Origin of the sequence: Pseudomonas sp. B21-009 (genome assembly GCF_024749345.1) — a bacterium.
Classification (GTDB): Bacteria; Pseudomonadota; Gammaproteobacteria; order Pseudomonadales; family Pseudomonadaceae; genus Aquipseudomonas.
Map to the genome: position 1 here is coordinate 2,822,063 of NZ_CP087199.1, position 20,875 is coordinate 2,842,937.

Here is a 20,875-nt window from a genome sequence, read left to right on the forward strand (position 1 = left end):
TGCGGCTCGATAGACTCAAGCCACACCCACTTGTGAGGTCAGCCGAATGAGCCTGGAACACCGCATTGCCCGCCTGGAGGCGCTTGACGCCATTCGCCAGCTCAAGCACCGCTATTTCAACGCCTGCGACCTCAAGCAGGTGGAGGTCATCCGCGACTGCTTTGCCGAAGGCGAGATCCTCATCGACTACGGCCCGGTGGGGACGTTTCGCGATCGCGACAGTTTCGTCGCGCTCTATCAGCAACTGGCGTGCAACGCGCGGGTGATCGACCTGCATCACGGCGCCAACCCGGAAATACACCTGACCGGTGACGACCAGGCCCAGGGCCGCTGGGCCCTGTACTACTTCAACCTGGATGGCGAGAGCGGCGCCACGCGGCAACTGGGTGGCATTTACCAGGATCGTTACCGGCGCATCGATGGGCAGTGGAAGTTGATCGAGACCTGCTTCAGCGCTCATTCGCGGGTGGAGGGCTAGTCAAGGGCCTGGAGGCAAGAATGCGGTATTTGCTTTAAATGTAAAGTATTCGCATTTATACTGCGCGGCCACGCCTCCCTTGGCATTCCCTTCGCGCAGGTCATCGTGCAGGTCGAGCCCAGCAAACCCACACTCCTGGCAACCTTGGTCCGTCATTATGACGAGCTGGTGGACCATGTGCGCCGACGTTTTGGCGAGCGGGTGTTCGCCCGTGAAGTGGTGCATGACCTGTGCCTGCAGTTGCTGGAAAAGGACGAAAAACAGGACGTGCGCACGCCGGTGGCGTTGTTGCGCAAGATCGCCCACGATCTCGCGGTTAGCCGCTACCGTAGCGAACGCCGTCGCCAGGGCTGGATAATCGGCGTTGATGCCTTGCCTGAGGTCGCCAGTGGCGCCCCAAGCCAGGAGCGCCATCTTGACGCTGAACGCACCCTGGCGCTGCTGACCGATGCGATTGCCAGCTTGCCGGCGCGCTGCCAGGCGGTGTTCGTCATGCACAAACTGCACGAACTGCCGCAAGCGCAAGTGGCCGAACGCCTGGGCATCTCGCTCAAGACCGTAGAAAAACACCTGCGCCTGGGCATGAACGCGTGCCGCAAACACCTGGCCTCGGAGCTGCTGCCATGAGCCGCAAGCCCCAGGACTACCGCGAAGAAGACGAAGCCCTTGCGCGTTTTCGCGAGGAGCTCAAGCAGCGATTCCCGCTGCCGGCGCCAACACCCACCAAGCGCAAGCGCGCCACCGGCAAAACCCTGGGGCTGGTTGTGCTGGCCCTGGCGGCTGGCGCACTGTGGCTGGACCCTGCGTATCAGACTCAACACCTTGCCAGCCAGGTCGGCCAGCGCCAGGCCCTGCAACTGGCCGACGGCAGCCAGGTGCTGCTCGACAGCGACAGCGAGCTGACCATCAGCTGGCACCTGCGCACCCGTCAGGTCGAGCTGCAACGGGGCCAGGCGCTGTTCCAGGTGTCGCCGAGGGTCTACCGGCCGTTTCTGGTCGATGCCGGCGGGGCAGGGGTGCGGGTGGTCGGCACCCGCTTCAACGTCAACCGCAACGGGCAAGACGTGCAGGTGACCGTGGCCGAAGGCAAGGTCGCGGTGCGCGGGCGTGCCACCGAGGCGGTGACGTTGCTCGAACCTGGCCAGCAACTGCGCGTGCGCGATGGCATCGCCGGCCCGGTGACCCAGGTCAGCGCCGATGATGTCACGGCCTGGAAGGACAACCGCCTGGTGTTTGCCAGCACGCCGCTGGCCGAGGTCATCGCCACGCTGCAGCGCTATCACCGCCAGCCGATCAGGCTGATCGACCCGGGCATGGCCCGCTTGCCGGTATCCGGGGTGTTCGACAGCGCGCATGTCGAGCGCCTGCTGGCGCTGTTGCCGGCGATCCTGCCGGTCAGCGTTGCGACCGCGGCTGATGGCGCGGTGCTGATTAAATCCCGCGACACGAAAAAATAATCTGCGCCAGAGGTAGGGTTGCGCGGCGGTGCTGACGGCTATCTCTCTGCAACCCTACTTTGTGGAGAATAAAAACGTGAGTCAGCCCTTCCTGCGTGCGCCTGTGCGCCTGTCTTTGCTGGCCAGCGGCCTGCTGCTGAGCCAGTGGTCGCTGGCGCAATCGGCACCGGTCGATTTCGATGTGCCCGCCAGCTCGCTGGAAACATCCCTGAACGCCGTTGCCCGCCAATCCTCGGCGCAGATCCTCTTTGCCAGCGACATCACTGCCGGCAAGAGCGCACCTGCGCTGCGCGGGCGCTACACCTTGCAGCAAGCGCTGCAGCGGCTGCTGGGCAAGAGCGGGCTGACCGCCCAGGAGCGCGACGAACATACCTACCTGGTGCTGCCGGTCGCCACTTCAGCTGTTAACGAAGCTCCCGCCAGCGATTCGGCTGCAGTGGAACTGGCCAGCCTGGAGATCAGCTCGTCGCGCCTGAACAGCGACCTGGTGCCGCAAGCCCGGCAGGTCAATGTCATCGAGCGCGAGCAACTGCAGCAGTTGCGCCAGGGCTCTGATGGCCTGGCCACCCTGCTGGCGAAAAGCATCCCCGGCATGGCGGACTCCAGCCGCACCATCACCGACTACGGGCAGACGCTGCGTGGGCGGACAATGCTGGTGCTGGTCGACGGCGTACCGCTGAACACCAACCGCGATTCCTCACGTAACCTGGCCAACATCGACCCGGCGCTGATCGAGCGCATCGAAGTGATCCGTGGCAGCAGCGCCATTTATGGCGCGGGGGCAACCGGCGGGATCATCTCCATCACCACCCGCCCGGCCGGCGGCGAGCCGCGTGCGCAAACCACCCTCAGCGCCGTATCGCCACTGAGCCAGCTAGACAGCGACGGCCTCGGCGGGCAGTTGCAGCATCACCTGTCGGGCGCCCAGGGCCAGGTCGATTACGCCCTGGATTTTGGCGCCCGGCACATTGGCGCCTCCTATGACGCCAAAGGCCACCGTATAGCGCCCGAGCCGAGCCAGGGCGACCTGTTCGATTCCAACACCTACAACATCGGCGGCAAACTGGGCTTGCGCATCGACGAGGTGCAGCGCATCCAGCTGTCGGCCAGCCACTACAACGCCGAGCAGAACGCCGACTACACCTCCGACCCCTCGGTTGCACGGTTACCGCCAGATTCGGTGCCGGCAAGGCCGCTGTCGGGGCTGTCGCTGGATGAGCAGAACCAGATCAAGAACACCTTGCTCAACCTTGAATACGCGCACACCGACATCCTCGGCGGCACGCTCAATGCGCAGCTGTACTACCGCGACTACTTCACCCGCTTCACGCCGTTTGATGCGCGGGCGGTGGCCACCCGCGGGCGCAATGTCGACCAGGTGATGCAAAACAGCGAAGTGTTCGGCAGCCGCGTGACCCTGCGCACCCCGATCGGCAGCGCCGGCACCACCGAGCTGCTGTGGGGCGGCGACTTCAACCAGGAGCGCAGCGACATGCCGATCGACATCTTCGACCCGCAGGTGTACGACGCCAGCGGCGGCCGGGTGTTCGACAAGATCGGCAAGCTGACCTACATGCCCGACCTGACCTCGCGCAGTGTCGGTGGCTTTGCCCAGTTGCAGCACAAGTTCAACGAGCACTGGTCGATGGAAGGCGGCGTGCGCTACGAGTACGCCACCGCCGAGTACGATGACTTCATTCCGCTGTCGGAATCGGCCGCCGCCCAGCCGGCCACGGTGCAGGGCGGCGAGGTGCACTACGACTCGGTGCTGTCCAACCTTAGCGTCACCTACTCACCGGTGGCCGGCGGGACCTGCTTAAAGCCGGCGCTTTGATTGCTGGCGGTGCCTGGGTCAACATCAGCGAGCGGGCAGCAGTTCCCAAACGAATTGAATTCCTCGAAGCGTTGCCACTGACTGCCGTGGGCAAGATATTCAAGCCCGCTTTGCAGCAGCGGGAAATTGGGGTACTGGAGAGGGCAAACGTGAAGACCACGCGATCCTGTATCCGGTCAGAATCTGCTGCCCCCAATCCAAGAGCTGACACTCACACCGGCAAGCGATCAAGGACTTGCTCTACGGCGTTAGTTGTACTGATATTTCTAATGTAACTGCATCCAGATCGACCTCCAGCGGGTAGTACAGGTAGTAGCCATCGCGCTGCTGAGCTGATTATCCTTCTGGAGAGGCTTACATGAACGCCATACGGTTCCTCTGCATGACCAGTACTACGCTCGCTGTCACCTGTTTGTCACTCATGATCCCCGCGGCCTATGGACAGGCAAATCTGCCCGACAGCATCAAGGTTCCGGACGGCCACAAGACCGCACTGGAAGCCGTAGGCGTGGGCGAAATCACTTATGAATGCCGCGACAAAGCCAACGCCGCCGGCCAGACCGAATGGGTGTTTGTCGGGCCCAAGGCGGTGCTCAATGATCGTAGCGGCAAACAGATCGGCACCTACTTTGGACCGCCTGCCACCTGGCAAGCCAAAGACGGCTCCAAAGTCACCGGGACGCAACTGTCTGTTGCCCCTTCAAGCACCGGTGACCTCCCTTATCAGTTGGTCAAGGCCAACCCAGCTGAAGGCAAAGGCGCGATGAACGGTGTCAGCTATATCCAGCGGGTGGCCGTCAAAGGCGGCGTAGCCCCCAGTAGCGAATGCTCCGCCGCAAACAAGGGCAAACAAGAGATGGTCAAATATCAGGCTGACTATATTTTCTGGACAGCCAATTAAGCCAGCGATTCAGAGCAGCCTGACAGCGCACAAAGTCGTCTACGCTGCTCTGATCGAACTCCAGCTATACGGCTGGGGGCTACCCCTTGCTGACGGCGGAAAAATTGTCCTTGCCCGAGCCCGGTTTTGACTATGAATCCTGCCTGATTGCCTGCGCCAGAGGCGACCAGCAGGCACTACGGGATTTATATGAGCAGGAAAGTCCTCGGCTTTTGGGTGTCGCCAGGCGCATTGCGCGTGACAACGTTCTGGCCGAAGACATCGTGCACGATGCCTTTATCAGGATCTGGACCCGTGCCGCCAGTTTCAACCCGGCAAGAGGCTCAGCACGTGGCTGGATTTTCAGCGTGACGCGGCACCTGGCGCTTAATTTCATGCGTAATGGCGCCAGGGAAGTACAGGTCAGTGAGCAGAGCGAAACGGCGTTGCACGCTTCAGCCTCCATGGAGGCATCGCTAGAGACTGCGCAAACCTTCGATTATCACGGCCATTCAGGGCGCATTTATACCTGCCTTGAGCAACTGGAGCCGGCGCGGCGCACCTGCATACTTCATGCGTATGTCGACGGCTATTCGCATGCACAAATCGCACAGAAACTGGGTACACCACTGGGGACGGTCAAAGCCTGGATCAAACGCAGTCTGGTGGCATTGCGGGAGTGCATGGGATGACCGAGACCCCTCAAGATCAAAGCCCGGACGACATCGACGCGCTGGCCAGTGAGTATGTTCTGGGCACGCTGCAGGCCGAGCAGCGCATCGAAGTACAAAAGCGTCTGGCCCAAGACACTGAACTACGATCCGCTGTAGATGCTTGGGAGCAGCGCTTATACCCGTTGACTGAACTGGTTGAAGCGCAATCGCCTACGCCACGCCTCTGGGAGCGTATCGAGCGCAGCGTGAACAGCATTGAGCGACAAGCACCACGAGCAACGGCCGCCGCACAGCCGAACTCATGGTGGAACCGTCTTGCACTATGGCGTGGGCTGGCGGCGACAGGTCTTGTCGCATCGCTGTTGCTCGCAACCGCACTCCTGACCCAAACCGCTCAGATGAAACCGATCACCTACCTGGTCGTTCTGGTGGCGCCACAAAATCAGACGCCCGGCTGGGTGATTCAGGCGAGCAGTCCACGGGAAATCCAACTGATACCTTTGGGGGGCACGCAAGTCCCTGCCGACAAAGCACTTGAGTTCTGGACCAAAGCCGACGGCTGGCAAGGACCGGTATCTCTTGGATTGGTCACACCTGGACAAACACTTTCTGTCCCTCTAGATAAACTGCCACCGCTGGAGCCCAACCAGCTCTTTGAACTGACGCTGGAAAGTCCCACTGGATCGAAGACTGGCAAACCCACAGGACCGGTGCAATTCATCGGCCGTGCCGTGAAAGTAATCTGATGGTCCCTCCAGGCTTGGTTGTAGTTGTCTGCTCCGGGTCCAAGCTGGATGAAACGTTAGAGCGAGATTGATAGTCATAACTGCAACCTAAATCGCGTTCCTACTCTAATTTCAGGCCCTGTTGGCAAACTGGATGCTGGTAGGTTTCATGCAACGCTTTCTGCTGTGACAAAGGCAGGGAGGTTCACCAGGCGACCGGCTGATGGTCCCATGCCCAGAAAGTGCCGCTGTGAGCTGGCCCGTGCCGAGCGATTAGTTCGAGGATGCACTGCGCGGCAAACGCAGGCGCGAACAGTTTGTCTGGCGGTACATTGGCCTGGAACGGTTGAGAAAGGCGGGTAGCCGTCGTGCCGGGGTGTAGCGCCAGCACCGTCGACGCGGGGTTCAGCCGCTTCAGTTCGATACTGGCGGTGCGCAACAGTTGGTTGAGCGCCGCCTTGCTGGCCCGGTAGCTGTACCAGCCACCCAGACGGTTGTCGCTGATTGAGCCGACTCTCGCCGAAAGCGCGGCGAAGGTCGTAGGCTGATGCAGCAGCGGGAAGAGGTGTTTAAGCAGTAAGATGGGGGCAAAGCTGTTGGTGACGAAACTGGCCTGCAGGCTTGCTAAGTCTAACTGCGCAAGTTTTTTTTCCGCCCGTGCTGGAGCGTCGTGCAGCACGCCCAGTGTGCTGATCACTAGATGCAAACACTCGCAAGTTGCGCCGATATGACGAGTCAGTTTCTCCAGCGACTTTTCGTAGCGGGCGTCGCAATTGATGCGTATCAAACGCCGGCCATGTTGCCGGGCCAACGCCTCCAGACCCGCGCTGTGGTTAGCCTGACGCGAGACAGCAAACACCTGCCTAACGTCATCACGCGCTAGCAATTGTGAGCAAAGCGCAAGACCGATGCCTTCGCTGGCGCCGCAGACAAGAGTGTTTGCTGCCACAGCTAGATTGGTGATCAGCGTCATATTGCTCTCCCGGCAAGATGTTGCCGCAGTATTAACCCCCGGGCCATACGAAATTGATCATCACCTTCGATATTTGTACTAAAAACTGTACATTAAAATATACTTGTACAGTATTTTCTCTTCCCGGTGTCCCGCACATGGCAAGCAGAACCTCAGCACTCAGCCTATTCGCGTTGGCCTTTCTTATGACGATCACACAGCCTGCATTGTCAGACTGGAGGCCTTCGCTTTCAGAGGCGCGCGTGGTCGGCAGCGGCGAATTCACCTGGTTCGGCCTGCGTCTTTACACCGCCCGCCTGTGGAGCGCCGGTGCTGCATGGAGCTGGAATGAGCCGTTCGCCCTCGAGCTGATCTACCACCGGGCATTGACCCGGGAAACGTTGGTGCAGGCCAGCATTGATGAAATGCAGCGCCTAGCTGACCGTCCAATGGCGAGGGAAACCGTGAAGCGATGGTCAAAAGCGATGCAGGAAGCGTTTGTGGATGTGCGCCCGGGCATGCGCATCGCCGGTCTGTACCTACCGGGGCAAGGTTGCCGATTCTATGTCGATGGCCAACTCAGCCTTGAAGTGACCGACCCGGCCTTCGCCCGTGCTTTCTTCGCCATTTGGGTTGATCCGCGGGCCCGTGATCCACAATTGCGCCAGCGCCTGCTCGGGCTGGCCGGGAGCGACCGAGGAGACTGAAATATGTACAAAGTGCTTCTGTTGATCGGCTGCTTGCTACTAGGTAGTTGCGGAAACGTCGGCGTTGAGCGCTACGCTGGGGAGCATCCACGCCTCAACCTGGTGGAGTTTTTCTCGCGGCCGGTGCAGGCCTGGGGCATGTTCCAAAAGCGCTCGGGGGAGGTAGTCAAGCGCTTCCATGTGCGTATCGACAGCCGCCGCGAGGGCGAACGACTGATCCTCGACGAGCATTTTCTGTACAGCGACGGTACGCGCCAGCAGAGAACCTGGACCCTAACCCCGGACGGCCCCAATCGCTGGCGCGGCACCGCTGGTGACGTGATTGGCGAGGCCATCGGTGAAGTAGCGGGTAATACATTGCGCTGGCGCTACCGTCTGGACCTGCCTGTTGATGGGCGGAACTGGGAGGTGGACCTGGATGACTGGATGTACCTGATGGACGATGACACCCTCCTAAACCGCTCGAGCATGAGCAAACTCGGTGTGGAGATTGGGCAGATAACCTTGTTCTTCCGCCGCTTGCCGGAGGGCACACCATGAACCTGAAGCAGCTGATCAAGTCGGCGAGCGCTCGCGATATCAATGAGCTTGAAGTTCTGTTACTTGAAGGGGGCTTTAACGTGTTGCGCGTGTTGACCGACACCGGGCCCTATTCCTTGTGCGACGCGAACGGCGAAGTTTTGCGCCTGCGCTCGACCACCGAGCTGCGGCAATTTCTGGCCGATGTGCCTCCAGTGCCGTGCATGCTGGTGCAGTATTTGGTGCACGAGGAAATATGCGGCCAGCGCGGCGGTCCTGTTGCCCCGCTGCGGGTGCCGTTTACGCTAACCAGCCAGTGGTAGCGCAGGGGAGGCGCCTGGGTTTGGTGCTGGGCGATCAGCTGTCTTTTGACCTGGCGGTGCTGCGCGCCCTGGACCCGGCACGCGACGTTCTGCTGATGGCTGAGGTCGAGGGTGAAGCACGCTATGTGCCGCATCATCCGCAGAAGATTGTGCTGATACTCAGCGCAATGCGCCATTTCGCTCAGGCCCTGCGCGAGCGAGGCTGGAATGTGCACTACCAGCAACTGGATACGCCGGGCAACAGCGGTAGTATCGCCGGGGAGCTACAGCGGTGGCAGGCGTTACTGCATGCAGACGAAGTGCATGTAACCGAATGTGGCGAGTGGCGGCTAGAACAGGCGTTACGTGATGCCGGGTTGCCGCTTGTGTGGCATCGTGACACCCGCTTTCTATGTTCGCGCGAAGCCTTCGCGCGTTGGTCCGCTGGCCGCAAGCACTTGCGAATGGAGCACTTCTATCGGGGAATGCGCAAGCGTTGTGGCCTGCTGCTGGAACCTGAAGGAAGCCCTGCCGGAGGTGCCTGGAATTTTGATGGCGACAACCGTAAGCCACTGCCGCGTGGTCTGCGCGGGCCAATTCCCGCTCAATTTGCTCATGATGCGATCACAGCGGCGGTGGTGACATTAGTACGTGAGCGTTTTGCCGACCATTATGGTGCAGTCGATACCTTTGACTACCCGGTCACTCATGACCAAGCACAGCAGCTCTGGGAGCACTTTCTTGAGTTCAGTCTTGCGGCCTTCGGTGACTATCAGGATGCGATGGCTGAGGGCGAACCATACCTTTTTCATGCACGCATCAGTGCAGCACTGAATATCGGCCTGCTGGATGTGCGCCGGCTGTGTGACGATGTCGACCGAGCCTGGCGCCAGGGGAGGGTACCGCTCAACGCCGCCGAAGGCTTTATCCGCCAGTTGATCGGTTGGCGTGAGTTTGTGCGGGGTATCTACTGGCTACGCATGCCCGAATACTCGGCGCTGAATTACTTGGGCAACGACCGATCGCTGCCCGAATTTTATTGGACGGGGCAGACCCGCATGCGCTGCATGGCCCAGGTGATTGATCAGACCCTGGAGTTGGGCTACGCGCATCATATCCAGCGACTGATGGTCACCGGTAATTTCGCGTTACTGGCCGGCATCGCGCCGCCCGCGATATGCGAATGGTACCTGGCCGTGTACATGGATGCCTTCGACTGGGTCGAGCTGCCCAATACACTGGGCATGGTGATGCATGCAGATGGTGGTTACCTTGGCTCGAAGCCCTATTGCGCCAGCGGCCGTTATATTCAGCGCATGTCCGACCATTGCAAATCTTGCAGCTACAAAGTCGAACACGCCGTGGAGGAGGACGCTTGTCCGTTTAATGCACTCTATTGGCATTTCCTCATCCGTCATCGCCAGTTACTGTCGAAAAACCCTCGACTGGCATTGGTCTATCGCAGTCTGGATGGCATGTCGTCGACCCGGCGCGATGCGGTGTGGCTACGTGGCCAGAGGCTGTTGGCACACCTGGATGCGGGGGAGTCGATATGAACAAGCGATTGTTGCCGAGCAAGTTCTGCGTCGTGTGTGGCTTGCCGTTCACCTGGCGCAAGCGTTGGGCACGCTGCTGGGAGCACGTTCGCTACTGTTCTGAGCGCTGTCGCCGCTCAGCGCCACGACGCGACCCGCACGGCGAGGGGCAAGACCAGCGCCCAGATCGGCGCTAGCAGCAGGCCTGTGCCGACGTGCCCCATCGGCAGATCAACACCTGTGAGCCTGGCACCGGCCAGATATGCCAGCGGGCCACTGAACATGCCCACCAGAGCCGCCCGCCAGTAGGGGCGTCCTGTCCAAGCCAGGCTATGGCGCAAGCCGCTGGCTAACACCAGCCACAGTAATGCCAGCCACACAGGCAAGGGCCGCTGGTCAAAGCTGAACACCCCCACAGAGCCCAACAGAGTGTCCAGCAAGCACCCTGCAAGTGCCACGCGCAAAAGCGCACGCACTTCGGCGCTACGCTCCTGACAAAGGCGCAGATGTAGAGCTAGTCCGATCGGCACAATGAGCAGAAGCCATTGAACGTGTGCACCCAAGACGCATGCCCACCAGCCGACCTGAAGCCAAAGGGCATTGCCGATCATCCACCCGCGGCCCAATTTTACGTGCCCGGCAATGGCGCCCGGCGAGCCCGCGGCGTAGCCCACAGTAACTGCGCCACGCCGATCGCGCGCTCTTCAAAGCCGCCTTGGCAGTAGCACAGGTAGTACTCCCACAAGCGCTGGAAGGTGTCGTCGTAGCCCAGTTCCGTCAGCACCGTCCGCGCTTGACGCAAGTTGTCATGCCAATGACGTAGGGTACGCGCGTAGTCCAGACCGAAGTCTTCGAGGTGTACCAGGTTCAGCGCGGTCTGGCGGCTAGCGGTTTCGAGCATCACGCTCAGCGAAGGTAGCGCGCCTCCGGGGAAGATGTAACGTTGGATGAAGTCCACCGAGCGGCGGGCCAGTGCATAGCGCTGGTCGCGAATGGTGATGGCCTGTAACAGCATCAGGCCATCGTCTTTGAGCAACGACTCACACTGGCGAAAATAGGTGGGTAGATAGCGGTGTCCGACGGCCTCGATCATCTCGATCGATACCAGTTTATCGAAACGTCCGCGCAGATCACGGTAATCCTCGCGCAACACCGTAATACGTTGCTCCAGGCCCAGCGCCTTCACACGTTGGCATGTATAAGCGTACTGCGCGTCGGAGAGTGTCGTGGTGGTAACGCGGCAGCCGTGGCGGGTAGCGGCATGGATGGCCAGGCTGCCCCAGCCGCTGCCAATCTCCAGAAGATGCTCGTGGGGTTTGAGCTCAAGCTTCTGGCAGATGCGTTCCAGCTTGTTCAGCTGGGCCGCTTCAAGGGTCTGTTCGGCACTGTCGAACTGTGCGGCGGAGTACATCATAGTCGGGTCGAGCAAACGCTCGAACAGGGCGTTGCCCATGTCGTAATGGGCGAGAATGTTGCGTCGAGCGCCTCGTCGGCTGTTCCGGTTGAGCCGGTGCAGCAAGCGCAGGACCGGGCGCCCGAGTCGAGACAGGCCTGCCTCCATGGCGTCGAGGACATCGAGGTTGGCAACGAACAGACGGGTCACAGCCGCTAGGTCAGGACTGCGCCAATAGCCGTGGATATACGCTTCCCCAGCACCAATCGAGCCATTACCGGCGATCAGGTTCCAGGTCGCGTCTTCGAGGATCTCCACCTCGGCTTGCAACTGACTCGCCGGGTCGCCGAAGCTCCACTGCTGACCCTTGCTGAGCACGCGTAGATGTCCTTGGCTCAACCGCCGTAACTGAGCGAGCACGGTGTTTCGGGTGAGGCCGCCCAGGAATGGGGTGATGCCTGTTGACTTGCTAACGCTCAGAGTGGGATTGGACATGATCGGGGTCCTTGCAGGGTTTACCGAGCACTAGGTTGCCCTGGCCGGCAGTGTGGTCGTGAATGGGGGTGCGCTTGAGCAAGAGGCGCAAGGCTTGCCAATAGATGGATGAAACGGTGCGTAGGCTCATCCACGGAAAAGCCAAAATGTGCCGATGCAAGGTGGCGCGATTGAGCGGCTGGCGTTGCAATGCTAGATCGGCCTCGAACACTTTGTGCCCCGCACGCCAGTTCTCCATATGGATGCGCACGCGTTGCTCATCGAGGAAGAAATGCAGGCGATAATCCATATCCAGCGGCATGAACGGCGAGACGTGGAACGCTTTGGCCATGGCGAATGAGCGTCCCTGACCCTCCTGTACCGGCAGCACGTAGTGAAAGCGTTCGCGCCAAGGTGTGTTACGCACCTCCAGCAGGATTGCTGCCAGGTGCCCGTCAACGTCATGGCAAAAATAGAAGCTCACAGGGTTGAACGACAGCCCCCAGCAGCGTGGTTGGGCGAGCAATTGCACGGCACCTTCGGGGCGCTGTCCGGTGGCTTGCTCCACTAATAGACGCGCGGCCTGCGCCAATGATTCTCCATCACGGGTCAGCCCCGGCAGGTAATCGGTTTCGCGCCAGCTCAGGGGCGCAAACCGCGACCGGCCCAGCCAGGGAGAGAGACCTGTTAGCCAGGCCTGCTCATCCAGATCCAGGTAGAACAAGCCGATCCGGTAGCGGAATGCATGGTGGTGCGGGGCCATCCGGCGGTGGCTGACCCAGCCCTGGCACAAACTGCTGTTCACAGGCGCTCTCCAAAGTGCTCGGCCACTTTAAGTGCGCTGAGCACCCCGTCCTCGTGAAAGCCATTGCCCCAGTAGGCTCCGCAGTAGTAACTGTTTTGCCTGCCCTGTAGTTCGCCGTGGCGGGCCTGGGCTATCAATGCTGCGAGGCTGTATTGGGGGTGGGCGTATTTGAAGCGGGCCAGAATCTGCGCGGGATCCACCAGCGCGGTCTGATTGAGGCTCACGCAGAACGTTACCGGCGCTTCGATTGCTTGAAGGATGCTCATGTTGTAGGTCAGAGCCGCGGGGGCCTGTTCCTCGCCGCCCAGGCGGTAGTTCCAACTGGCCCAGGCCTTGCGCCGGCGCGGCAGCAGTCGGGTGTCGGTGTGAAGCACTACGTCATTGCTGGCATAGGTGATGGCGCTCAACACCGAGCGTTCGGCCACGCTGGGTCTTCCCAGCAGGGCCAGGGCCTGGTCGCTATGGCAGGCAAACACAATGCTGTCGAAACGCTCCATGCCCGCCGCGCTGAAGAGGGTTACGCCGCCTTCGTCACGCTCGACCCGCTTGACCGGACAGTTCAAGCGGATGCGCTCGGCAAAGGGCCGGCACAACGGCGCCACATAGCTGCGTGAGCCGCCCTCGATCACCCGCCACTGCGGACGGTGGCTCACCGATAACAGGCCGTGATTTCGGCAGAAGCGCACAAAGAACTGCAAGGGAAAAGCGAGCATGTCGGCAAGTGACATAGACCAGATTGCCGAGCCCATGGGCACGATGTAATGGTCGATGAAGCGTTGCCCATAGCCCTGTGTCTTAAGGTAGATACCGAGGGTCGTTTCACTATCAATGCGCTGGTTGTCCAGATCGGCCAGAACCTCGCGGTTAAAACGCAGGATATCCTTCAGCATGCCCCAGAATCCGGGGGACACCAGGTTACGACGCTGCGCGAACAACGTGTCCAAGCCATGGCCGTTGTATTCGAAACCTCTACGTGGGTCATGCACTGAAAAGCTCATCTGCGTGGGCTGCGAGGCAACCTTTAGATGGTCGAGCAAGCGGATGAAGTTTGGATAGGTCCAGTCGTTGAACACGATGAACCCGGTATCCACCGCGTACCGCTGGCATTGCCATTGCACATCGACTGTATGGGTATGGCCGCCGATCCAATCGGCGGCCTCAAATACCGTCACCTCGTGCCGGCGGGACAGCAGGTAGCTGCAGGTTAGTCCAGCGATGCCGGTGCCGATGATGGCGATACGCATGAGTTTTAGTCCTTTGGGGCACGCACCAGGCGCTGGCAAAGCTTCAGTCGCCAGCGCACCGGCAGGGCGCCGATCACGCGCAGGCCCAGCGTAAATGCAGTGGGGAAGTTAATTTCCAGCGGGCGTCGCGGCAGGCGTGCAGTGATATGTGCGGCGGCACGCTCGGTGGTCCACAACTGAGGCATGGGGAAGTCGTTGCGACGGGTCAACGGCGTATCGACGAATCCAGGGCTGACCAGCGTTACGGCAATACCTTCATTGATCAGGTCGAAGCGAAGCGATTCCACCAGGTAGCGCACGGCCGCCTTGGAGGCGCCATAGGCTCCGGCACGAGGGAGCGACAACCAGGTCACCGCACTGCCCATTACGACCAGGTGCGGGCGCTCACCGCGATGCAGCAAAGGGAGGGCCGCTGCAATACAGTGGCTTACACCAAACAGGTTGGTGCGCACCACACGTTCGACCAGTGCCGGGTCGAAGAGTCCTGGTTCGAGGTATTCGCACGTTCCGGCATTGAGGATGACCAGGTCCAGCGCCCCCCAGGTGTGCTCGATCTGTGCGGTGATCCTGGAGACCTGCTCAGCGCAATCGACATCGCCGACGGCCGCCAATACCTGCCCCGGATATCGTTGCATCAAGTGCAATAAGCGGTTGGCATCACGTGTACCCAAGGCAACCCGGTGCCCTTGGTCCAGCAATTGGACGGCAAGGGCAGCGCCGATTCCGCTACTTGCCCCCGTCAGCCAGCAACGGCTCATACCAGCCGGCCCTTGAGCAAGCGGATAGCGCCGCCCATGACTGGTACGTGCTCGTAAAGCAGTGCACCTGCGTCAAAGTAGTCCTGGTGGAAGTGAACACGCTCTTGCCACTTGAGAAAACTGCAGCCCTGCAGACTGATCAGCCTGCCATTGGCGAGTCGGGGGTGGCGGAACTCTAGCGTCCAGCGCAGGTAGCCCTGGCCCGGCTGAACTTCGTCCGCGCCGGCGATAACGTAACGAATGTCCTGTGCGTTGGCGTAAAGCTCGGTGAAGTAGCGACGAAGCGCTGCCAGGCCATCGATCTGATGCAACGGATCACGGAACGTTACGTTATCGCTATACAGTTTTTCGAGGCTATCGAGGCTCCGCCCATCAAGGCTGGAGAAGCGCTCCGCGAAATACTGCAGATAAGTGGACATGCAAGGCTCCCGAAAATCCTGTACAACAGTGAAATTCTGTACAGGTATAAGAGGAGCTTACGTCTAAATCTATACAAGTCAACGGCCCTGTATAGATTTGTTGCAAGGTCAGCCGTTGCCTGATGCGAGTTGTCGACGCAAATCGACTATCTCTGCTTCCAGTTCGCGGACCCGCTCTTCGGCGAAGACCTGTGCCGTAACATCACGCTGGATGCCGATGTAGTAAGTCAGTTCATCGGCATCGTTGTGTACGGGGGTGATAGACAGCTCATTCCAGAACAGGCTGCCATCCTTGCGATAGTTGCGCAGCACTTGGCAACACGGGCGCCCTTCGCGAATTGCCTCGCGGATGGCTGCGATACCTGGTTGGTTGTGGTCCTGGCCCTGGAGGAAGCGGCAATCCTGATAGAGGATGTCGTCCGTGGCGTAGCCGGTGAGGCGCTCGAAGGCAGGGTTGGTGTAGATCAGGATGCTGTCGTCGCCTTCCTGCTCGGCGACGACGATGCCATCGTTGGAGCTCTCGACCATTAATTGCAAGAGTTTTGCGTCGATCATGTGGCCCACCCACTCAAGTAGCGTTTTCGGTATGCGCAGCGTAGACCTTTGTGCTGGAAGGCTAAGGTGCGGTTGTCGATATCATGATGGAAGAACGATCGCCGTAGAAGGTTGGTATGGGTTTAGAATGTGCAACCGCCCTGATGATCACTTGCGATGACTGAAGCGACCTCCACCGATTTGCTGCCCATGCGCGATGTCGTCAACTTGACTGGTATAAATCCAGTGACCCTGCGCGCCTGGGAACGTCGTCATGGTTTGATTCGCCCCCAACGCACCGAAGGCGGGCACCGCCTGTACACGGCCCAGGATGTACAGCGCATACGCGACATACTGCGCTGGACCGGTAGTGGCTTGCCGATCAGCAAGGTGGGTGAGTTGCTCGCACGCCAGCACGACGAAGTCGCCCGCCTGCCCGGGCCGCAGACCGATTCCATTGAGCATTGGCGCGCTGCTGTACTACGAGCGACGAAAGCATTCGACCGGCAGGCGCTCGAGGGCATTCATGGTCAGCTTTTCACCTTGTACCCCAAGGCTACGGTGTTGCTCGATGTGCTGATGCCGGTCTGGCGCAGTCTGTTGTCTGGCAGCGCTTTCGGTCAGCGTAGCCAATGGCTGTTCCTCGATACTTTTCTGCGAGCTCGCCTATTGCTACGTCTGCAACTAAATCAACTCGGTGCCCCATGTGTGTTACTGGCCGGCATTGAAGGAAGCGCTGAGCTGGATTTGCTGAGCAACGGCTTACTTCTCAGTAGTGAGCGGTGGCGTATCGAGGTGTTAGGCAGTGGGCAGCCGCTCGAGGAACTGCCATTGTTGTGCGCGACCCTCCAGCCTGCAGCACTTGTGCTCGCACTCCAGGGGCCCGTAAACACGGCACTGGCGAAGAAGCTATGTTCCTTACAGATGGACATTGCCTGTCCACTTGCATTGATTGGGGACGGGTTGCCTGACTCGATTGCAGTTCTGCACGACATTCCGATCGCGCTTCTGGATCAGCGAAACGTTGGAGCTAGTTTGAAACTGGATGCATTGCTCAGGGGCGCTTTGGAGCTTTGACTGACCGCTCAAGGGCCTTAGACGTTGCGCTGCCTGTTGCCTGACTATGTTCTTCAACCCGTTCTACTGTTTAGTGCTCGCGCGTTGAACATAGCGGATTGTCGGAGTGTAGTGTGAGCGGGGAAAGAGTCGCTCATCTTCGGTCTATTGATCTGGTATCTGCGAGAATTACTGCATCAGCGGTGCCTTGGCGCGCGTCAGCACCATGACCACGCGTACCTGGTTCTCCGGTACGTCGAGGACGGCGCAGTCCACAATGTGCGGCGAGGCTTGATATCCCAATGCCTGTGTAGCCTGCACCATCCCAGGTACAGCACTCAGTCGGTGAACTCCGACACGTCGTCAATTAGTGCCGCATGTGGCCGGTGGAACTCCAGCTACGACGCCGGGGCCCAGGCCGTCGAGCGCGAGGCATCGTGCTCAGTGTTCTCGACTTTTTGCCGCGGGCGTTAGAGTGGCCCCGGCTGCAGGGCGAGGCGAGTAGGAGGTCATGGGCAGGAACCTGCTCCCAGCGGGTCTGATGGTTCTTGACAAACGTCTTGGGTGCGTTGGGGACTGTCCGTAGATAAGCCATTTTTAACGTAACTGCAGTGCATCTAGGGTGCCAAGGACTGAATCCCGGGGTACTAAAAAATGCCCTCAGGGCTCCTGATTTGCTATTAAGCCATCCATCGGTCTGAATCCCCCCCGGGTTTCGTAGACACCTCTTTGCCTTAAACTGGACTACCCCCATTACGATAGACATTTTCCGGTCTCATAACGAGGCGCTTTCAAAGGCCTCAGGACTGACGCCGCCCAAGTGACTATGTAGTGGTCAACTAATCCCGGACACTGTGTTAAGTTTTTCCTCGGCCACAGCGGGCGCCAGCCCGCTGTTAAATTGATGTGGCCGTTGCCAGTTGTAGCGCTGCATCAAAAACCGGCCGATATCCTGCTGTGCTAGCGAAGCGCTCATGTAGCCCACGGTCGGTACCCATTCCGTTTTCAGGCTGCGAAACAACCGTTCCAACGGTGCATTGTCGTGGCAGTTTCCACGCCGACTCATGCTCTGCTTGAAGCGATAGCGCCACAGTCGCTGACGGAAGCTTCGGCTGCCGTATTGGCTTCCTTGGTCGCTGTGAAACAGCACGCCCTGAGGCCGACCACGCTGCTCATAGGCCATGTCCAAGGCCTTGATGACCAGGTCGGCATCGGGCCTCGATGAAAACGCCCAGCCCACCACGCGGCGGGCGAACAGATCGATCACGGCCGCCACATAGTGCCAGCGACCTTGAGCCCAGACATACGTGATGTCACCGCACCAGACCTCATTCGGTGCCGACACGCTGAACTCTCGATCCAGCACGTTCGGGATATCCGGCCGCTCCACCGTCGCCTTCTTGTAGGCATGTGAGCCGGGTTGCTTGCTGATCAACTTCATCTCGCTCATCAGCTTGCGCACCTTGAAGCGCCCAATCGCTATGCCGTCCTCGCGCATCATCAACATGATGCTTCGGCTGCCCGCTGCGCTGCGGCTTTGGGTAAAAAGTTCGTTGACTCGACTGCGCAAAATCAGCCGATTAACGTCTGGAGATCGGTGCTTGCGACAGTGCGCGTAATAGCAGGATCGGGTGACTTCAAATACCGAGCACAACAGATCAACAGGCTCTTCAGCGCGGAGTTGATCAATTAACGCGAACGCTCGTGTTCCTCGGCCATCAAGAGCGCGGTGGCCTTTTTTAATATACTTTTTTCCCGTTCCAGCCGATTGATCCGAGCTTCCAGCTCCTGGATTTTCTGCTGCTCGGGTGTCAGCGCTTTACTGGACGGAGTCACACCATTTCGCTCCTCCTGAAGCTGGTTAACCCATCGACGCAGGGCCGACTCCACCAGCCCAAGCGAACGGGCTGCTTCGATGTGGCTGTAGCCCTGGTCGAGCACGAGACTGGCAGCTTCGCGTTTGAACTCGGGCGTAAAGGAACGACGTTGCTTGGTCATCGGACACCTCTCTATAGCGAGCATTCTCGCCTAAATGGGTGTCCGGAATCATTAGACCACTACACTATGACGGCGAGTACGGTTGTAAAACACTTCGATGTAATCGAACACATCGGCCCGAGCCAGATCGCGGGTTTTATAGATGCGCTTGCTTATGCGCTCTTTCTTTGAGCTGCTGAAAAAGGATTCAGCCAGAGCATTATCCCAACAGTTGCCGCGCCGACTCATGCTGGGTTCTAGGTTGTTGGGAGCACAGAATCGTTTCCATTCATCACTGCCGTACTGGCTGCCCTGATCCGAGTGAACGATGACCCGACTTTTGTGCTTGCGTCGCCAGAGGGCCATGAGCAATGCATCCAAGGCCAACTCGCGGGCTAGAGTCGGCTTCATCGACCAGCCAACCATCTTGCGTGCATAAAGATTCACTAACACAGCCAAGTACAGGCAGCCTTGCCAGCGGTCACCCAGGCTTTATTGGGCGCATCGACGGTGAACTCTCGGTTGAGATGGTTGGGGCCGATGATTGAGGGGCGCCCAGCGATCGGGCGGGGTGCCTTGTATCCGCGTAGCGCCTTGATCTTGTGGACGCGCATCAAACGAGCAACACGATGCTTGCCGCAGGTTTCCCTGGGTCAAGTTTTTTGACGGGGACTTAGCCTCCCAAAAGCCAGCGACCACTGTCCAGCGAATCCAATGTAGTACGTAGTGTTTCTAGTCCAGTGGGACGCGGCGCGCCGGGGAGGCGGTTTTTTAGGATATCTCGCTCTTCTTCAATGCGGCGCATCTGGGCCCTCAGCCGCAGGATTTTGCTCTTGGCTTCGAGCAGTTCGCTGGCCTGCTTTTCTGATTTATCAGGGGTGACGGCGCTCACCCATTTGTAGAGGCTGTGAGTCGAGACGCCGAGGCGTGCGGCAATCTCCGCGACTGAATATCCGCGTTCAACCACCTGCCTGACGGCTTCCGCCTTGAATTCCTGGGTGTATCGCTGGGTACTCATAGACTTCCTCCTATGCTCAAAGCATAGGCCGGGGATGTCCACCTTTCCGGGGGCAGTCCAAAGAGCTTGCAAGGTGTCTAGAAAGCCCGGGGCGATTCAGTTGTCAGTTGATCGACATCGCCGATGCACTCTCTCAAGCCGGCGAGGACACGCTCGATACCCGGTGCCTCGGAAGGTTGGTTTCCTCGGCATTCGTGCTGTTGGCTGCGCTAATTTCTTTTGGCGTTCCAAGGCATGGGCAGGCCCTTTGAGACCTTCGGCACCAACGTCGCCGGGGCATATCGTCGGAACCTGATCGGTCGTGGTACTTGCAGGTTTTGTATAATATTAGATTATTTTATATAATATATTTAGATGTATCATGTGAGCGAGATTACAGTCATAGAAGGACTGGCGATGGATGTTCAGCAGTTACGCGGCAACACCGAAGCAGCAGCTCAGTTGCTTAAAACCCTGGGAAATCCAGAGCGACTGCTGTTGCTATGCCAGTTGTCTGAAGGTGAGCGCAGTGTAAGTGAGCTGGAGTCCCTGCTTGGCATTCAGCAGCCCACCTTGTCTCAGCAATTAGGGGTTTTGAGGCGCGAAGATCTGGTGGCGACAAGGCGTGAAGGTAAGCAGATTTTCTATCGCATCGATAGTCCAGCTGCCCTGGCGGTGATTAAAACCTTGTATCAATGGTTCTGTGCGAAGGAGCCGAAATGACTATCGACTGGGTCAATTTCACACCTTGGTCGGCCTTGCTCGGCGGTGCGTTGATCGGGCTTGCCGTGAGCCTGTTTGCACTTGTGAATGGCCGTATTGCCGGTATTAGCGGGCTGCTGGGCAGTTTGCTGCAAAAGAAGGGCGAGGGCAGAGGCGAGAAAGCACTGTTTCTCCTGGGGGTGTTGGTCGCCCCCCTAGTGTGGTGGTTATTTGCGGGTCGGCCGGTCGTACAGTTTCAGACAGACTGGGTAGGGTTGCTTGTGGCCGGTTTGCTGGTTGGCCTGGGAACACGTTACGCGGCAGGTTGCACCAGTGGGCATGGTGTCTGTGGACTGGCGCGTCTGTCGCCTCGTTCACTTGTCGCAACACTGTGCTTTATGTGCGCTGGATTTGCAGTTGTATTCGTTAGCCGTCACCTGGCAGGAGTATGAG

23 protein-coding genes and 3 pseudogenes are annotated in these 20,875 nt (G+C 59.4%); 16 read left to right on the forward strand and 10 right to left on the reverse strand.

The window, feature by feature from the left end; genetic code table 11:
* The first annotated feature begins 46 nt into the window (after window positions 1-46).
* From LOY34_RS12835 to LOY34_RS12865, 8 genes and pseudogenes are all read left to right on the forward strand, one after another.
* The gene (locus LOY34_RS12835) at window positions 47-478 is read left to right on the forward strand and encodes a nuclear transport factor 2 family protein (RefSeq protein ID WP_195884004.1); all 432 of its coding nucleotides are present in this window, start codon (window positions 47-49) and stop codon (window positions 476-478) included.
* Between the two features lie 105 nt (window positions 479-583).
* Window positions 584-1,105 (forward strand): RNA polymerase sigma factor, encoded by a 522-nt coding sequence (locus LOY34_RS12840; protein WP_195884005.1) that lies wholly within the window; start codon window positions 584-586, stop codon window positions 1,103-1,105.
* Window positions 1,102-1,935, forward strand: a complete 834-nt coding sequence (locus tag LOY34_RS12845) for a FecR family protein (protein ID WP_195884006.1) — start codon at window positions 1,102-1,104, stop codon at window positions 1,933-1,935. The genes LOY34_RS12840 and LOY34_RS12845 overlap by 4 nt, the downstream gene beginning before the upstream one ends.
* A gap of 76 nt (window positions 1,936-2,011) precedes the next feature.
* Window positions 2,012-3,742, forward strand: a pseudogene (locus LOY34_RS12850) (TonB-dependent receptor domain-containing protein); the annotation flags it as partial.
* A gap of 38 nt (window positions 3,743-3,780) precedes the next feature.
* Window positions 3,781-3,924: pseudogene (locus tag LOY34_RS27510) on the forward strand (hypothetical protein); the annotation flags it as partial.
* 203 nt (window positions 3,925-4,127) lie between these two features.
* Window positions 4,128-4,670: a DUF3455 domain-containing protein gene (locus LOY34_RS12855; RefSeq protein WP_195884034.1), complete on the forward strand. Its 543-nt coding sequence runs from the start codon at window positions 4,128-4,130 to the stop codon at window positions 4,668-4,670.
* A gap of 110 nt (window positions 4,671-4,780) precedes the next feature.
* Window positions 4,781-5,341, forward strand: a complete 561-nt coding sequence (locus LOY34_RS12860) for a sigma-70 family RNA polymerase sigma factor (RefSeq protein WP_195885995.1) — start codon at window positions 4,781-4,783, stop codon at window positions 5,339-5,341.
* Window positions 5,338-6,069, forward strand: coding sequence for an anti-sigma factor domain-containing protein (locus LOY34_RS12865; protein WP_195884035.1), 732 nt, complete (start codon window positions 5,338-5,340; stop codon window positions 6,067-6,069). The genes LOY34_RS12860 and LOY34_RS12865 overlap by 4 nt, the downstream gene beginning before the upstream one ends.
* Before the next feature lie 184 nt (window positions 6,070-6,253).
* Here the strand turns inward: LOY34_RS12865 and LOY34_RS12870 are convergent, their stop codons facing one another.
* Window positions 6,254-7,021, reverse strand: coding sequence for an SDR family NAD(P)-dependent oxidoreductase (locus tag LOY34_RS12870; RefSeq protein ID WP_195884036.1), 768 nt, complete (start codon window positions 7,019-7,021; stop codon window positions 6,254-6,256).
* A gap of 137 nt (window positions 7,022-7,158) precedes the next feature.
* Here LOY34_RS12870 and LOY34_RS12875 point away from each other — a divergent pair, with 137 nt between their 5' ends.
* Genes LOY34_RS12875 through LOY34_RS12895 form a run of 5 tightly spaced genes read left to right on the forward strand, consistent with a single transcriptional unit; the run spans window position 7,159 to window position 10,260 of the window.
* Window positions 7,159-7,707 (forward strand): chalcone isomerase family protein, encoded by a 549-nt coding sequence (locus tag LOY34_RS12875; protein ID WP_195884037.1) that lies wholly within the window; start codon window positions 7,159-7,161, stop codon window positions 7,705-7,707.
* Window positions 7,708-7,710: 3 nt separating this feature from the next.
* Window positions 7,711-8,247, forward strand: a complete 537-nt coding sequence (locus LOY34_RS12880) for a DUF3833 domain-containing protein (protein ID WP_195884038.1) — start codon at window positions 7,711-7,713, stop codon at window positions 8,245-8,247.
* Window positions 8,244-8,549 (forward strand): DUF6482 family protein, encoded by a 306-nt coding sequence (locus LOY34_RS12885; RefSeq protein ID WP_195884039.1) that lies wholly within the window; start codon window positions 8,244-8,246, stop codon window positions 8,547-8,549. Before LOY34_RS12880 ends, LOY34_RS12885 begins: the two co-directional genes overlap by 4 nt.
* Window positions 8,550-8,572: 23 nt before the next feature.
* Window positions 8,573-10,084: a cryptochrome/photolyase family protein gene (locus tag LOY34_RS12890; protein WP_408980908.1), complete on the forward strand. Its 1,512-nt coding sequence runs from the start codon at window positions 8,573-8,575 to the stop codon at window positions 10,082-10,084.
* Window positions 10,081-10,260, forward strand: coding sequence for a DUF2256 domain-containing protein (locus LOY34_RS12895; RefSeq protein WP_115089615.1), 180 nt, complete (start codon window positions 10,081-10,083; stop codon window positions 10,258-10,260). The genes LOY34_RS12890 and LOY34_RS12895 overlap by 4 nt, the downstream gene beginning before the upstream one ends.
* Here LOY34_RS12895 and LOY34_RS12900 read toward each other — a convergent pair.
* The 7 genes from LOY34_RS12900 to LOY34_RS12930 form a co-directional block, all read right to left on the reverse strand.
* On the reverse strand, window positions 10,201-10,674 hold the full coding sequence (locus LOY34_RS12900; protein ID WP_401293958.1) for a DUF2878 domain-containing protein: 474 nt from the start codon (window positions 10,672-10,674) through the stop codon (window positions 10,201-10,203). The two genes, LOY34_RS12895 and LOY34_RS12900, sit on opposite strands and share 60 nt — an antisense overlap.
* A gap of 17 nt (window positions 10,675-10,691) precedes the next feature.
* Window positions 10,692-11,951 carry a cyclopropane-fatty-acyl-phospholipid synthase family protein gene (locus tag LOY34_RS12905; RefSeq protein ID WP_195884041.1) on the reverse strand — a complete coding sequence of 420 codons (1,260 nt, stop codon included), beginning with the start codon at window positions 11,949-11,951 and terminating at the stop codon, window positions 10,692-10,694.
* Window positions 11,926-12,735 (reverse strand): DUF1365 domain-containing protein, encoded by an 810-nt coding sequence (locus LOY34_RS12910; RefSeq protein ID WP_115089617.1) that lies wholly within the window; start codon window positions 12,733-12,735, stop codon window positions 11,926-11,928. Before LOY34_RS12910 ends, LOY34_RS12905 begins: the two co-directional genes overlap by 26 nt.
* Window positions 12,732-13,979 (reverse strand): NAD(P)/FAD-dependent oxidoreductase, encoded by a 1,248-nt coding sequence (locus LOY34_RS12915; protein WP_195884042.1) that lies wholly within the window; start codon window positions 13,977-13,979, stop codon window positions 12,732-12,734. Before LOY34_RS12915 ends, LOY34_RS12910 begins: the two co-directional genes overlap by 4 nt.
* Window positions 13,980-13,984: 5 nt before the next feature.
* Entirely contained in the window at window positions 13,985-14,737 is a 753-nt protein-coding gene (locus tag LOY34_RS12920) for an SDR family NAD(P)-dependent oxidoreductase (protein ID WP_195884043.1), read from the reverse strand.
* A complete protein-coding gene (locus tag LOY34_RS12925) occupies window positions 14,734-15,156 on the reverse strand; it encodes a nuclear transport factor 2 family protein (RefSeq protein WP_195884044.1) in 423 nt (140 codons plus the stop codon). Before LOY34_RS12925 ends, LOY34_RS12920 begins: the two co-directional genes overlap by 4 nt.
* Before the next feature lie 108 nt (window positions 15,157-15,264).
* Window positions 15,265-15,711: a PAS domain-containing protein gene (locus LOY34_RS12930; RefSeq protein ID WP_115089621.1), complete on the reverse strand. Its 447-nt coding sequence runs from the start codon at window positions 15,709-15,711 to the stop codon at window positions 15,265-15,267.
* 156 nt (window positions 15,712-15,867) lie between these two features.
* Here LOY34_RS12930 and LOY34_RS12935 point away from each other — a divergent pair, with 156 nt between their 5' ends.
* A complete protein-coding gene (locus LOY34_RS12935; RefSeq protein ID WP_195884045.1) occupies window positions 15,868-16,767 on the forward strand; it encodes a MerR family transcriptional regulator in 900 nt (299 codons plus the stop codon).
* A gap of 814 nt (window positions 16,768-17,581) precedes the next feature.
* On the opposite strand, the gene LOY34_RS12940 is transcribed toward LOY34_RS12935, so the two are convergent.
* A protein-coding gene (locus LOY34_RS12940) for an IS3 family transposase (protein ID WP_258665024.1) occupies window positions 17,582-18,744 on the reverse strand; the annotation gives its coding sequence in 2 pieces (ribosomal slippage) (window positions 17,582-18,489 and window positions 18,489-18,744; 1,164 coding nt in all).
* 51 nt (window positions 18,745-18,795) lie between these two features.
* A pseudogene (locus LOY34_RS12945) lies at window positions 18,796-19,741 on the reverse strand (IS3 family transposase).
* A 396-nt stretch (window positions 19,742-20,137) separates the two neighbouring features.
* Here LOY34_RS12945 and LOY34_RS12950 point away from each other — a divergent pair.
* The gene (locus tag LOY34_RS12950; RefSeq protein WP_115086606.1) at window positions 20,138-20,443 is read left to right on the forward strand and encodes a metalloregulator ArsR/SmtB family transcription factor; all 306 of its coding nucleotides are present in this window, start codon (window positions 20,138-20,140) and stop codon (window positions 20,441-20,443) included.
* Complete coding sequence (locus LOY34_RS12955) at window positions 20,440-20,874, forward strand: YeeE/YedE family protein (RefSeq protein WP_115086607.1); 435 nt, start codon at window positions 20,440-20,442, stop codon at window positions 20,872-20,874. The genes LOY34_RS12950 and LOY34_RS12955 overlap by 4 nt, the downstream gene beginning before the upstream one ends.
* The last annotated feature ends 1 nt before the right edge of the window (window position 20,875 follow it).